Genomic DNA, 14,117 nt, shown 5'->3' with positions numbered 1-14,117 from the left:
TCTGGCTCGAATTGGTTCTGCAATGATGGTTACAGGAAAGTGGGAAGTAAATGTGAATCAGTATTCAAGGATTAATTTTGTCAACTTATGGTTTTAATCAGGGCAAGATCATACTCTGACTTGCGTTAACTAGCGCATCTGTGATCAAATCTAGCTTTTTAGGCTAGCACAGATGTCATTTATTACCCATTTTGAGTCACTTGAAGATAAACGCTCTCATATCAATAAGAAGCATGACCTACTTGATGTGATTTTTCTCACCGTGGTGGCCATTCTTTCTGGTGCTGAAGGATGGAAAGACATTAAGCAATTTGGGGACAGCAAACTGGATTGGTTGCGTAAGTTCAGGGCCTTTAAAGAGGGTGTACCCGTCGACGATACTATTGCCCGTGTTATCAGCTCGCTAGAGCCCAACGCCTTGCTAACGTGCTTCATTAGCTGGGTGAATGAAATCCGTGAAGACCAAGGGCAGCCCGTGATTGCGTTTGATGGTAAAACGCTTCGCCATTCATTCGATGGTGATAGGAAAACCGCCCTTCACAGCGTGTCGGCCTACGCGGTGGAACAAGGTTTAGTCCTCGCACAATGTAAATCGAAGAGTAAGAAAAATGAAGTGTCGACGGTACTGGAATTGATTGAATTACTCGAGTTAAAAGGCAGTATTGTCACTGCCGATGCCATGCATTGCCTGAAGAAGGTCGCTAAAGCCATTAATGCAAAAGGCGGCGACTATGTTCTGCAAGTCAAGAATAACCAAGGTAAACTTGCAACGGAAATAGCGGCTTACTTCCACAAGACACGGCGTGATTCGCCTCAAGATGTCAAAGTAAACAGTTTGACTTTAACCAATGATGGTCATGGACGCATCGAGGAACGTACCTACGTTCAGCTACCCATTACGCCTTGGTTGACGCAAAGCCAAGGCTGGACGAATATGAAGTCGGTCATTGAAGTCACCCGAAAACGCTACCTTAAAGACAAGGAAACGAGTGAGACCGCTTATTACATCAGTTCCTTGGAGGTTAACTTACCTCAAATTGCGAAAGCCATTCGTAGCCATTGGTCGATAGAAAATGCATCACATTGGGTACTGGATATGACGTATCGAGAGGACGATTCCCGCATCAGACGCGGCGATGCGCCCGAATATATGGCGACCTTCCGCCGCTTTGCAATGAATTTAGCACGCTTGAATCCTATTAAAGACAGTATGAAAGGTAAGCTGAAGCAGGCGGCGTGGTCTGATGAAGTCAGAGAAAAGCTCTTGTTTGCTTGAATTTTATTCAAGCATGATTTTACCTTGTGGTTTTAATTTTATTTGTTTTTATCATATTATGCTTTAATTCTTTGCCTGGGAGGTTTTTTGATGCATTATTTTTCTATGGTTAAGATGATCAGTTTTGTCAGTTTATGGTTTAACTAACAGGCGTTGTAGATTGCAGAAACGCGCCGCTTTTGTGCTTATTTATAGAAGCTTGTATTGATAACGCTGTTCAAACAAGTGACCGCTAGACAAGCAAACTTATCGCTTCACGAAACAAATTGGAAACGCCGAGAAACTAACCTGACACGGGAAATTCTCGGCGTTTTAGTTTGTGCATTTGCAATAAAATACTGCCGCGCATAATTACGCTCGTACCATTTAAGATAAGCAGCGGCCAGCTTTGGCTTAATGGCATTGTTAGCCCAAACAGTAAAGTGCTAACGTCTTTTATCAAGATATTGCGAAACAACGAAAATGACAGAGAGCCTACTTTTTGTCTGCGCTGCAGTACAAGCCATTGATGCAGAGACCCTTGAAATAAGATGACGGTTACGACCAGCATTAAAGTGTTTGCGCCAAGTTGCGCAAGCGCTGGGAAAGGGCGAAAAGCAATGGAAAGTGTGCCACCAATAAGGGCTAGCAAGGCAATAGCGGCAACATAGCCTGAAATTGAAGTGCGCCTGTGTTGCCATATTTTCCAAATGATAATGAGCGTAAGTACGAGCGCGCCAAATCGTGTCCACACCAAGTAATGGTTGAAAGGCTCTACCGAAATGCCAAAGAGGAAAATTGAGAAAAAGGCAAAATAGCTAGAGCCAAACTGGTTAAGTGACAGACTGTGGTTAGCATCGTCACTTTCGCTAGAAACGGGCACTTGAAAGCGCGTCATGGCCTTAATTTGTGACCATAATCCTAACCATGTCAGTAAAAACAGCGCGGCACTGGCAAAGCCTAAAATGTGGTAAAGCACCCAATTTGCTCCACGTTGAAAATGTCCTAGCTCGTGAAAGCCACAGTGTACCACAGCACTGGCACTGTTCTGGCATGTTCTGACATATGGCATGAAAACAATCACCATTAACAAAGCACTGCACCAGGATCTAAAGGTGTTATCGTTTTTTCGGTATCGATGACACCCAATATATTTTCACAACCGGTATTGAACTAGCAAGGAGGTTTATTTTGGCATTGCACTCATTTTCTTCATCAACCCGCCAGTTAGCGGTAAGCGATAAAACCACAACGCTGTTATTTGATCACGACGGTACCCTTATTGACTCAGAATCCGTACATTTTGACCTGTGGAAAGACATTTTGCTGGGGTACGATGTTGAATTAAGCGAGGATTTTTATTGTGAAGTGATGGCGGGTATTCCAGTAAAGCAAAATGCTGTCGATCTCGTCGAACATTTTAATATTGATATAGCGCCGCAGCAGCTAGCAGAGCAAAAACACAAAAGCATTAGCGACTACTTAGATAAGCAAGCTTTTCCCTTAATGCCGTTTGCTAAAGAAACCATTGAACAATGTGCAAACAAAGGTTACACCATTGGCATTGTGACTGGGGGAAGTAAAAAGTCGGTGGAAAAAACCTTATCTCAGTATGGTTTAAGTGCTTATATTTCTTGTGTGGTTGCCGTGGAAGATGTCGAAAACAGCAAACCAGCACCTGATTGTTACGCGCTTGCAATGGACAAGCTAGGAAAAATACCCGGTGAATGTGTGGCAATTGAAGATACGCAAACCGGGATGACAGCGGCACTTGCTGCAAACCTAGCCTGCGTTGTGATACCCACGGAATTGTCGAAACATCATAATTTGTCTGGTGCCACAGCGCGGTATACAAGCTTGAAAGACTGGGTGGACTGCGAACTCGTTTTTTAGCGAATGCGGTGGAGGCTAATAGCCGACTTGTCGTGCCACTTGTCACTGGTGGCGCGAAAATAGATAACGTAGTATAACCAGCACGTTAGGGCGTAACTTTCTTTGTTTTACAGCAAAGAACGCCAGAGGCGCTAACTTATTTTTTATTCATTGTTATGACAGGTACAGCTGATTTCTCATGATTTTGCGTAGCGTAAAATGGCTTTTGATTACTTTTGCCATCATTGTTGTTCTGCTTGTAGTAAGCGTTGCTACGATCACGGTTATGGCTGTGCAAAAAGCGCCATTAGTCGCATCGACAGCGCCCACACAGCTAGATGGTGCTGATAGCGTTAACGAACTCCTCGGTCAGCTGCAACAGGCGTTTTCCCGCCGAGAAGAGGGGCATCAAGTTACGCTCACCGAAACCCAAGTCGAAAGCTTAGTGGGTGTGTTACAGCGTGCATTACCTGACTTTAAGGGCGTAGTGAATATCACGCCGTTGGCGGGAACCATTAACGTCACTTACGCTATCAACAATACGGGGTATTATGTAAATGCGTCAGCGCTAGTACTGCCTGGAGATAGCTTGCGTATAGAGCAAGTCCAAGTTGGCGACTTAACCATTCCGGGTCGTTTTTTACTTGGGTTTTTAGAGCGTACGGTGAACTCTTATACGCAATCAGAAATAGCCACCATTGCGTTATCGCGGGTTGAACGTGTGATCATGAGAAGCGGTGAGCTTACCCTTGATGTTGGGCGTTTAGATGAGCTGCTAAGCGAGTTAAACGTGGTGGCGTCGAACATGTCGGTAAGCGAACAGACCGAGCTTCAGCAGTTATCTGCGTACTATTTACGTTATTTGTCTGGTAGAGAAATAGCCTTATCAAATAAACCGGTATCCCTTATTGAATACTTGCGCGAAGGGATGGCGCGGGCGAGAGAGCAAAGCCAAACCCCTGAAGAAGCAGTACTGCATAATAATGCGGTAATCCTCGCTTTAGCGGTTTACGTTGGGCATCATCGTGTTGGGACTCTGGTGGGCGACATACAACCAGATTCCGAAAAAGCGCTAAAGCCTCGCAGAGGTGCTGTGCTGCACAAGCGCAACGATTTGGCTCGTCACTTTATCATTTCTGCTGCATTAGAGTTAATGGCAGAACAAGGTATGTCCCTAGCAATTGGTGAGTTTAAAGAGCTAATGGACCGGGGCAACGGTGGTTCGGGCTATAGCTTTGTAGACTTAGCGGCAGACATGTCGGGTACTGAGTTTGCAAAGGTTGCTACCCATCCAAATACTGCAATGGAAGTGCAAAACGCGATTGCGCGCATTCAAAGTGAGCTTGAAATCATCCCGCCTATCGATGGGCTGCCTGAAGGCTTAAGTAAGCAAGCGTTTACCGAACAATATCAACGGGTAGACAGTGAAGCGTACTTAAAAGAAGTCGAGGAAATTAAACGCAGAATTCGCTTACTGCCGCTTTATCAAAAATAAGCGGTAAGGCGCGTGAGAGTTCGCCGTAAGCGAGAAGCTAAAGTCAAAAAAAAGCCCGCAAATAAAGCGGGCTTTTCGTTTGTAGATATATTTTAGCCCGCGCTAGCTTTTAGATAGGGATTGCTGAAATTGCGCAATGGTCACCAGCGCCAACTCTATTTTTTTAACTAATGGCGCTAGGGCTTGTTTGGCCGCATCATCATCCAGTTCCTTTAGCGATTGCCAGTCATTTGCAATCTCTTGAACATATGGACCAAAGCGTTTTGCTGATGTGCTAAACCCACTGTCATCTGCGAAAACGGCTGCAAACTTCCCTTTTTGATCGCGCTGTAAACTATCTAGTATTTGGTCGGCATCAACAGCTTTGCGGTGCAGCGTTTGAAGTGTTTCCTGAAGTTGTTGATGAACAGCTTGCATCTCTTGGCTTTGTTGCATGATCGCGCCTTTTGTTTCTGAGTGTTAAGTGTACGCATTACCCGCACACTTCATGTTTACGTATAAATCCCGTGGCTATCATTGTTGCCACAATAAATGCCACTCGGTAAATAATGATTAAAGTTTCGTCTTTCAAGGCCGATAACCTAAAGACTGTTGTAAATTACGAAGCTTGTTGGTTACGTAATGCACAACACGCCGTAAAGGTGGGCAATTCTGCCCATTTTTTTACTTTGCTACAAGCAACAAAGGAAAATGGTATGGATCTACAAGGTACTAGTGCCTCTGGAACGTCCGGTGCGTCACTTGAGTTGGCCTCTCTTAAGCTGGCTAAAAGCCAACAAGAGCAAGAGGGACAAGCGTCGCTTCAGTTGCTGGAATCAGCTTCTGACGTACCAAAATCGTCATCTTCAAACCCCGCGTTAGGCGCCAACGTCGATACCTTCGCGTAAGTTAGGGATGCATCTTTAAGTCGATAGGCGTTTTGCCGGGTTGACCGCCAATTTCTCTCACCAGTTTTGGCACCAAAAAGCCCGGCAGGCGCTTTATCGCTTCTTCCATAATTGCTCGGCCTTTATCGTCACTCACATAAAAGTGGCTCGCACCCTGTACTTTATCTAAAACGTGCAAATAATAGGGTAACACCCCGGCTTCAAACAGCGTTTCGCTTAAATCACTAATTGCATCGGCAGAGTCATTTATTTCTTTTAGCAATACCGATTGATTGAGCAAGGTCACGCCTTTTTCTCGCAATGTATTTAAACGCGCTTTCAACGTTTCTGACATCTCATTGGCGTGGTTTGCATGCAGCACCAGCACCTTTTGCAGGGGTAACGCGGTAAACCATTCAACAAATTCACGGCTAATTCGTTCTGGCAGCACTACCGGAAGACGACTGTGAATACGCAGGCGCTTTATGTGAGCAATAGCGGCAATTTCGTTGGCTAGCCACGACAGATGATCGTCTTTTGCCATCAGTGGGTCGCCGCCTGAGAAAATCACCTCATTTATTTGGCTGTTATTGCGAAGGTAATCAAGCACATCAAGCCATTGGTGTTTGCTTACCGCATTATCGGCGTAAGGAAAATGGCGGCGAAAACAGTAACGGCAGTTTACTGCACAGCCGGTGCGAACCATCAGCAACACGCGAGAATCGTATTTGTGCAATATGCCTTTGCCTGCTGTATCGTGCTCATCTAACGGATCTTCGCTATAGCCTGGTGATGTTAGAAATTCGTCGCTGAGCGGCATAACTTGTAAAAAAAGCGGGTCGTGTGGATTGCCTTTCTCCATCAGTTCCACAAAATGTCGTGGAACACGCATAGGAAAAAGTCGACGCGCTTTAATGTGTTGGGCGTATTTTTCTTGGTCTAAACCTAAGTGTTGCAACAGCTTTGCAGGATCGGTAAAGCTACTTGCTAATTCTTTTTGCCAGTTATGCTCTACAGAAATCGGTTTTTTAGGTATTATTTGTTCCACGAAACTTTTTGTACCTTATGTTTAGACAGAGGAATTATGGCTAATTACAGCACTAACGAGTTCAAAGGCGGCCTGAAAATCATGCTGGACGGCGAACCTTGCAACATTCTAGAAAACGAATACGTAAAGCCGGGTAAGGGCCAAGCGTTTAACCGCGTAAAAATCCGCAAGCTTATTTCAGGTAAAGTTTTAGAGAAAACTTTCCGCTCAGGTGAATCAGTAGAAGGCGCTGACGTAATGGATACGGAGCTTGCCTACTTGTACACCGACGGCGAATTCTACCACTTTATGAACAACGATACATTCGAACAAATCGCTGCAGACGAAAAAGCAGTGGGTGAGAATAAAAAGTGGTTGGTAGAGAACGACGTTTGTACCATTACATTGTGGAACGGTTCACCTATCACGGTTACGCCACCAAACTTTGTTGAGCTAGAGATCACTGAAACTGATCCTGGTCTTAAAGGTGATACAGCGGGTACAGGCGGTAAGCCAGCAACGCTGAGCACTGGTGCAGTTGTTCGCGTTCCTCTATTCGTTCAAACCGGCGAAGTTATCCGTGTAGATACGCGCTCTGGCGAATACGTGTCTCGCGCACAAAAATAGTATCTGAGACATTCTGTTTACGTGTAAAGCCGGTACCTTTGTGTACCGGTTTTTTGTTTTAGCTAATCTTCTTAGGTTTGGACACATGCAATCTTGGCAGCCTACTACCACTCATGAAGCGCGTGTTGCGCGAGCAGAATTACTCAGAACAATACGTGAGTTTTTTTACGCACGAAACGTTCTAGAGGTAGATACGCCTTTACTTTCAAACGGTACGGTTACCGATGAGCATTTAGACGCGTTCGATACACAATTCAATTTTGGCTCATCCGGTAAGCCAACTACGCTGTATCTTCAAACGTCACCTGAATATGCCATGAAGCGGTTACTATGCGCTGACAGCGGTAGTATTTATCAAGTGTGCAAAGCGTTTCGCCATGAAGGGGAAGGCCGCTGGCACAACCCTGAGTTTACCATGCTAGAGTGGTACCGCTTGGACTTTGATCATTTTGCATTAATGGAAGAGGTCGACGCTTTATTGCAAGAAACACTGGCGACAGCTCCAGCCGACAAGATGACGTATCAGCAAGCTTTTCAAACCTTTTTAAATATTGACCCGTTAAGTGCTGATAACGACGTTTTGCTAAAGGTAATGGAAGAGCAGAACATAGATATTCACGCGCCGCAAAATCTAAGCTATGACAGCAAGTTACAACTGTTATTCAGCTATGTAATCGAACCTAAAATCGGTAACGAAAAACCGTGCTTCATCTACGATTTCCCTGCTTCTCAGGCGGCGCTTGCCAAACTAAGCCCAGTTGATGAACGGGTTGCCGAACGCTTTGAGGTGTATTACCAAGGCGCTGAACTTGCTAACGGTTTTCATGAGTTAAGTGCAGCAAAAGAGCAGCGGCTGCGTTTTGAAACGGATAACAGAAAGCGCGAAGAACATGGCCTTCCCACTAAGCCCATTGATGAGAATTTCTTAAGTGCGCTTGACGCAGGTTTGCCACCGTGTGCGGGTGTGGCGCTGGGCATCGACAGGCTGTTAATGCTTAAAATCAACGCGAAGCATATTCAAGGAGTGATCAATTTCACTGTGAGTAGGGCTTAGTACCTTCGTGCCCAATTAGCTATGAATTGCTTAAACCTTGGGTTCCAGTAGGCGCGTCCGATTAAATTGCAAAAACATAAGATTAAGTGAGTAAAGCAGCGGTTGACAAGCAATGGGTAATGGCTAAAATGTTATAACATCACTAAATAATGTTATAACATCCACAGAGGGATACCCATGAAAATGCGTTCGCTGCTAAGTTTGTCCATAGCAGGGCTGTTAAGTGCGCCTGTGTATGCCACCACAGTAACGGGAAAAGTCACCGACACGGCAGGGCAACCTGTTGCAGGGGCTGAAGTAAAAATCGAAGGCAGCCGCCGTGTAGCATACACCGATGCAAATGGTATTTACCGTTTTGACGATGTAAAGCAGCCACATATTCATTTACATGTTTATTCTTCAAACTACATTCATGGTGATAACGACTTAGGCGACGTAAATACGGATCAAAATGTAGATTTCGTTTTAAAGCCTGCATCCGTCGAAAATATCGTGGTTACCGCCAATGCGCTTCAATCATCAGTACTGGAATCTGTTACGCCAGTGACAGTAATTGGTGCTGAAAAATTACGTAAAATAGAAGCACCAACCTTAGGGGAAACCCTAAAAAACGCTCCGGGTGTGCACAGCACTTATTTTGGCCCGGTTTCAAGCAGCCCAGTTATTCGCGGTAATGATGGCCCGCGCGTAAAGATTGTTCAAAACGGTTTGGATGTATCTGATGTATCTCGAGTAGGTCCAGATCACAATGTTGCCACCACACTTTCAAGTGCAACGCAGGTGGAAGTACTTCGCGGTCCTGCAACGCTTCAATACGGCAGTGGCGCTATTGGTGGTGTGGTTAACGTGGTTGACAAACGTATTCCTCAGTATCAGATAGACGGCGTAGAAGGCGAAGCTGAAACTAGCTATAGCACAGTGAATAACGGCTCGTATACCCGTGCAGATGTAACGGGTGGCAGTGGCAATATTGCATGGCATGTCGACGGGTTTTATCGCGATACAGATAACGCGGATATTCCGGGCTTTGCGTCTATCGACCCCGATGAAGATGAACCAAACGGTGTGCTAGAAAGCAGCGCAATGGAGACGCGTAACGTCGTTGCAGGTTTATCTTACGTGGCCGAAGAAGGCTACTTCGGTTTCGCTGTTGAACAACTCGACAACAAATATGGCGTACCTGGCTATAGCCATGCTCATGGTGAGGAAGAGCATGAGGGCGAAGACCACGATCTTGAAGAACATGATCATGAAGAACACGCTGAAGAAGGCGTGTTACTTGATGTAGATATGACCCGTTATCAAGCAGCCGGTGAGTGGCATTCACCCTTTGAAGGAATAACTAACCTTAAATTTGCCGCAGCTTACACCGATTACGAACATGCTGAGATTGAAGACGGTGAGCCAGGCACGGTATTCACAAATGAATCGAGCGACATTCGCCTGTCTGCTTATCACGAAGAAGTGAACGGCTGGCACGGCGTATTCGGGCTACAGTTTAATCATAGCGATTACAATGCCGTGGGCGAAGAAGCCTTTACCCCAGCTAATACTACATCGAGCTACGCACTTTATCTTATAGAACAAAAGAAAGTAGGTAATGTAACCTTTGAGCTTGGTGGCCGACTAGAGCGAACGACATTAGATGCTGATGCCAGCGAAGTGGAACTTGACGTATTGCATGATGAGCATGAAGGCGAGGAGCATGCTGTTGCTTTCAACTTCCCTGACTACGACTTTACCAGCCTATCGCTTTCAGCGGGCGCTAACTGGGAATACCAGGAAGGTCACTCGGTTGCCGTTACGTTGTCACGCAGTGAGCGTGCGCCTAGTCAGCAAGAACTTTTCTCTGCTGGCCAGCATTTAGCAACCCAAAGCTACGAAGTGGGTTTAGTATTTGATATGGATGAAGAAGGCCATATCGAAGAAACACTTAAAGGCGTAAAAGAAGAAGTTAGTACCAACCTAGATATTACTTTCCGTAAATTTACCGGTAGCTGGGGCTATAGTGCGTCTTTCTTCTACAATCAGGCAGATGACTATATCTTCCAAACAAGCACAGGCTTAATTGCGCTCAGCGAACACGAAGAGCATGGACATGATGAACACGGCGATGAAGAAGGCTTGCCAATTTATTATTTCCAACAGGCTGACGCTGACATCTGGGGCTTCGAAGCAGAAACTTACGTTGATTTATCAGACACGCTACGCTTAACCGTATTTGGTGACTATATCCGCGCAGAAATTGAAGACGACAACCTTCCGCGCACGCCGCCTATGCGCTTTGGTAGTGAATTAAGCTACGTGAACGATGGTTTAAGTGCTGACGTGGGCTTTACGTGGTACGACGACCAAAATGAAGTTGCGTCATTTGAGACTGCAACCGACGGTTACACCTTGGTTAACGCAAGCGTGCAATATGAATTTGGCACACAGGGCATTGACTGGGTAGTGTTTGCGCGCGGTGAAAACCTAACTGACGAGGAAGCCCGTGTTCATACATCTTTCTTAAAAGACCAAGCACCGCTTCCAGGTAGAAACTTTACTATGGGTGTGAGAGCGTTGTTTTAATTAAACAACTCCACTGCGGTATACAAGGCGATGTATTGGGGCTCTCAGTACATCGCCTTTTTTTATACTAGGGGAAAGTGGTCAGTACGATTTTTTCCAGTTGAATAAACTGCAAAGATAAACATGCTTAAGATGGTAAACGTCGAGCGGTTGTGAAGTAGAGGTGAAAATGAATGACATAGCGAATTGGTTAAGTACGCAAACCGAAAAACACATGGTGTTAGGTTATGGAAGCTTACTTAGCAAAGACAGCCGAGAGCGCTACTCCAACATTTTTACACCAGGGATCTCTGTGACGGTTTCAGGCTTCGAAAGGGCATGGGTGACGCGTAGTCTTCATGAAAAACAGACTTACGTTGGCGCCGTGGCCAATGCGCATTGCAAATTAAACGCCCAGCTTATCCCAACACAAATTAACCCTGCCTTACAGGAGAGAGAAAAAGACTATCGGTTTGTCGAAGTAAGCGCTAAAGCACTCAACTTTCATCAACACAAGGGTTCTGCGTCTCTAGACGATGTGCTTGCACAATTTACCTTTTGGATTTGCGAAACACTCGACTGTACACAGGCAAATGACGCCTATCCCGTACATCAAACGTACGTAGATACATGCTTGAGTGGATGCTTAGAGCACGGTGGTATAGAGGAAGCCGAGCGATTTATCGTCCATACATCGTTGTGGGAGCACCCAAGAGTAAACGACAGAGCGAACCCAAAGTACCCCCGCGCGGCAGTGGTCAACCCAGACCACTTTGAGCACATAGACAGGCTTCTATCAAAGAGATAGTGTTTGCCTTAGGTCTTACTTCTAGTTATACGTTCAAATGTAGAGGTACAAAAGCGAGTACTACATGCGCGTCATAAAAACTTTGCTAAAAGGATTAGTGTGAACACAAACACCGCTATTTTTACAAACGATAAAATAACGCTACGGCCGCTTACTTTTGATGATAAACACTGGGTACTTGCGCTGCAGCAGGACCCGCTATGGCTTAGATACATTGGAAGTAAAAATGTCCATACAGTAGACGATGCGTGTGACTACATTGGCAAAACAAATGCGCAGCGCGAAGAGTGGGGATATGGCCTGCTGGCTGTCGAATTAACCGAAACCAAACAACCGTTAGGGGTTTGTGGTCTCTTCAATCGCTTTGCATTTGAATGTCCAGATTTAGGCTTTGCCATGCTGCCTGAAGCAAGAGGCAAGGGTATATGTTATGAGGCATGTCAGTGTGTTATAGCGTGGTCTGCCTCTGAGGGCTATCGTTTTTTAACAGCCATGACGCACCCAGAAAATATGGCGTCGCAGAAGCTTTTACAGCGCTTAGGATTTAACAAGCAGGGCTTTTACTTCGACAAAACGTTCCCAAAACAGCATTTGTTCAGGTTGGAATTACAGCCATAAAGCATTGCTCTTTATGGCTGTTAGTATCTGTTAATCGCTATAAGGGCGGTAACACGGTCATCTTTTTAATAATGATCGGCTCAATGGGTACGTTATTCGCGTTAAGGCGAATCGAATATTCAGTTTCTACTTCCGACATGGCATCAACAATATCTTCGCCTTCAACAATTACGCCAAAAACCGCGTAGCCCCAGTCTCTTCCGGGGTTTAAGCTGCTGTTGTCATTCACGTTGAAGAAAAATTGTCGGTTTGCGGTATGCGGGTCACCTTGTCTTGCCATTGCAATGGTGTGCAGGTCGTTAGTCAAACCGTTACCAGACTCATTGAAGATATCTGGAAAGTTCGACTTGCCGTTGAAGTCTGCCGTATAACCACCACCTTGCACAACAAAACCAGGCACGATGCGGTGAAAAATGGTGTCTTCGTAGGCGCGCTTATCCACATAACGAAGAAAGTTATTTACGGTAATTGGCGCACGTCTTCTGTCCAGTTCAACCACAATATCGCCCATGGTGGTTTCTATTTTCACCCGAGGGTAATAGTTATCTGGCTGAACCTGAGACCCATCGTCTTTTTTGGCCATAACGGGTGAAATGCTGCCTATTAACATGATGGCGGTCAGCAGTGATAAAAGTATTTTCTTCATAAAAACGCCTTTAAATGTTTTCCTTAATTCGCGCACGTTTTTTAATCGCTTAGCGTTTTGAAGTGCCTAAGATAACGAACTTTTTGTCACTCGCAAGTACCTTAGCGCCACCAAACAACTTTTTAAGTTTAATGTGATAGTCGAGGTGTCGGTTACCAACCACAACTAAGTGACCGCTTTTAATAAGTACGTCCCGGGAATCAGTGAACATTTGCCATGCAATATGGTCAGTGATTGCGTTTTGTTGATGAAACGGTGGGTTACACAGAATTTTGGTAACAGCGGGTTTATTCTCTCTATTGATTAATGTTTCAAGGCAATTACTTGCAACAAACTCACATTGATCAATTTTATCCGGGAAGTTGTTGAGCACATTGAGTCTGGCACTTTCTAATGCCATATACGACTCATCCACAAATATTACTTTGGCATCAGGGGCAAGAGAAAGGGCATTAACCCCCAGTACTCCGTTGCCGCAGCCTAAATCTACCAACACATCATTAGCGCTCACCGTCATATGTTCAAGCATAATGCGAGCCCCTATATCTAATGACTGTCGGGAAAACGTATTCGCCAGATTGTCTATAGTTAACGCCGTTCCCATCGTACTTTTACACTGCCAGCGCGTCGGATAGGGCGAGTCAGATAGTTTTATTGACTCACGAGGCGAAGCGAACACAAGCCGCGATTTCTTCTTGGCAAGGGACGTGGTGGTGGGGCCAATATATCGTTCAAATAGGTTGAGTACGGATTTTGTGATGGTCTTCACTTTACCGGTTGCGATAACACGCGTGTCAGGTGTTATATATTTTTGTAAATCAATAAGCTGTTGTTCAAGAAGTGCAAGGGCGCGGGGGACCTTCAGCACAACAAGACTCGGCGCCTTTTCTGGCTTAAACGTTAAGCTTTGCACGCTAGTCAAGGTTTTCAGCGGCGCGGTTAGCAGGCCGTTTTTATTACCCGTTTCTGCATTACTCAGTAAATGATTGGCTTTTAAATTCTCAGAGAGTGATCGCAAAGATATGTAGGAGTCAGATACCCAGTAAGGTGCTAAGTGCGAAAACCAACAACCCAACGCGCCGAAATCGTCATTAAAAATCATCATTGAGCCATCATTGTCGCCACTGCCAATTGAAAGCGACGCTTCACTTAATAAGCTCTCAATGTGCTCAATAACGAGTTCATCAGCGCTATCCCATGCTTGAAGGCTTATGTGCTGGTGCTTTTCAGGGTAGCGAATAAGCGAGAATTGTCGGTCGGCAAAAATAAATTCTGTATTCATTGGAGTCTGTTTTCAGA

At 45.3% G+C, this 14,117-nt stretch carries 14 protein-coding genes; 9 read left to right on the top strand and 5 right to left on the bottom strand.

The window, feature by feature from the left end:
- Positions 1 to 172: 172 nt before the first annotated feature.
- Complete coding sequence (locus WA381_RS09660) at positions 173 to 1,276, top strand: ISAs1 family transposase (RefSeq protein ID WP_061439482.1); 1,104 nt, start codon at positions 173 to 175, stop codon at positions 1,274 to 1,276.
- A gap of 283 nt (positions 1,277 to 1,559) precedes the next feature.
- On the opposite strand, the gene WA381_RS09655 is transcribed toward WA381_RS09660, so the two are convergent.
- Positions 1,560 to 2,234, bottom strand: coding sequence for a hypothetical protein (locus tag WA381_RS09655; RefSeq protein WP_061486923.1), 675 nt, complete (start codon positions 2,232 to 2,234; stop codon positions 1,560 to 1,562).
- A gap of 212 nt (positions 2,235 to 2,446) precedes the next feature.
- Between WA381_RS09655 and WA381_RS09650 the strand changes: the two genes are divergently transcribed.
- Together WA381_RS09650 and WA381_RS09645 are read left to right on the top strand one after the other, a co-directional pair.
- Positions 2,447 to 3,148, top strand: a complete 702-nt coding sequence (locus WA381_RS09650; RefSeq protein ID WP_061439484.1) for an HAD family hydrolase — start codon at positions 2,447 to 2,449, stop codon at positions 3,146 to 3,148.
- 178 nt (positions 3,149 to 3,326) lie between these two features.
- Positions 3,327 to 4,622 (top strand): hypothetical protein, encoded by a 1,296-nt coding sequence (locus WA381_RS09645; RefSeq protein ID WP_061439486.1) that lies wholly within the window; start codon positions 3,327 to 3,329, stop codon positions 4,620 to 4,622.
- A 102-nt stretch (positions 4,623 to 4,724) separates the two neighbouring features.
- Here the strand turns inward: WA381_RS09645 and WA381_RS09640 are convergent, their stop codons facing one another.
- Positions 4,725 to 5,057 (bottom strand): hypothetical protein, encoded by a 333-nt coding sequence (locus WA381_RS09640; RefSeq protein WP_014975645.1) that lies wholly within the window; start codon positions 5,055 to 5,057, stop codon positions 4,725 to 4,727.
- A 260-nt stretch (positions 5,058 to 5,317) separates the two neighbouring features.
- Between WA381_RS09640 and WA381_RS09635 the strand changes: the two genes are divergently transcribed.
- A complete protein-coding gene (locus tag WA381_RS09635; RefSeq protein WP_044556911.1) occupies positions 5,318 to 5,509 on the top strand; it encodes a hypothetical protein in 192 nt (63 codons plus the stop codon).
- Between the two features lies 1 nt (position 5,510).
- Here WA381_RS09635 and epmB read toward each other — a convergent pair whose 3' ends face one another.
- A complete protein-coding gene (gene epmB / locus WA381_RS09630) occupies positions 5,511 to 6,536 on the bottom strand; it encodes an EF-P beta-lysylation protein EpmB (RefSeq protein WP_061439488.1) in 1,026 nt (341 codons plus the stop codon).
- A 36-nt stretch (positions 6,537 to 6,572) separates the two neighbouring features.
- Between epmB and efp the strand changes: the two genes are divergently transcribed.
- From efp to WA381_RS09605, 5 genes are all read left to right on the top strand, one after another.
- The gene (efp, locus tag WA381_RS09625; protein ID WP_014975647.1) at positions 6,573 to 7,142 is read left to right on the top strand and encodes an elongation factor P; all 570 of its coding nucleotides are present in this window, start codon (positions 6,573 to 6,575) and stop codon (positions 7,140 to 7,142) included.
- 85 nt (positions 7,143 to 7,227) lie between these two features.
- Positions 7,228 to 8,196: an elongation factor P--(R)-beta-lysine ligase gene (gene epmA, locus WA381_RS09620; protein WP_061439490.1), complete on the top strand. Its 969-nt coding sequence runs from the start codon at positions 7,228 to 7,230 to the stop codon at positions 8,194 to 8,196.
- 177 nt (positions 8,197 to 8,373) lie between these two features.
- Complete coding sequence (locus WA381_RS09615) at positions 8,374 to 10,767, top strand: TonB-dependent receptor (RefSeq protein ID WP_061439492.1); 2,394 nt, start codon at positions 8,374 to 8,376, stop codon at positions 10,765 to 10,767.
- A gap of 169 nt (positions 10,768 to 10,936) precedes the next feature.
- Positions 10,937 to 11,554: a hypothetical protein gene (locus tag WA381_RS09610; protein WP_061439494.1), complete on the top strand. Its 618-nt coding sequence runs from the start codon at positions 10,937 to 10,939 to the stop codon at positions 11,552 to 11,554.
- A gap of 99 nt (positions 11,555 to 11,653) precedes the next feature.
- Positions 11,654 to 12,172: a GNAT family N-acetyltransferase gene (locus WA381_RS09605; protein ID WP_061439496.1), complete on the top strand. Its 519-nt coding sequence runs from the start codon at positions 11,654 to 11,656 to the stop codon at positions 12,170 to 12,172.
- Positions 12,173 to 12,209: 37 nt separating this feature from the next.
- Here the strand turns inward: WA381_RS09605 and WA381_RS09600 are convergent, their stop codons facing one another.
- Together WA381_RS09600 and WA381_RS09595 are read right to left on the bottom strand one after the other, a co-directional pair.
- The gene (locus WA381_RS09600; RefSeq protein WP_080986480.1) at positions 12,210 to 12,818 is read right to left on the bottom strand and encodes a peptidylprolyl isomerase; all 609 of its coding nucleotides are present in this window, start codon (positions 12,816 to 12,818) and stop codon (positions 12,210 to 12,212) included.
- 49 nt (positions 12,819 to 12,867) lie between these two features.
- On the bottom strand, positions 12,868 to 14,100 hold the full coding sequence (locus WA381_RS09595; RefSeq protein ID WP_061439498.1) for a methyltransferase: 1,233 nt from the start codon (positions 14,098 to 14,100) through the stop codon (positions 12,868 to 12,870).
- Positions 14,101 to 14,117: the final 17 nt, after the last annotated feature.

It is taken from the genome of Alteromonas sp. CH_MED4-4 (assembly GCF_037029575.1).
Lineage (GTDB): Bacteria > Pseudomonadota > Gammaproteobacteria > Enterobacterales > Alteromonadaceae > Alteromonas > Alteromonas macleodii.
This window is presented reverse-complemented; position numbering and strand designations above follow the sequence as displayed.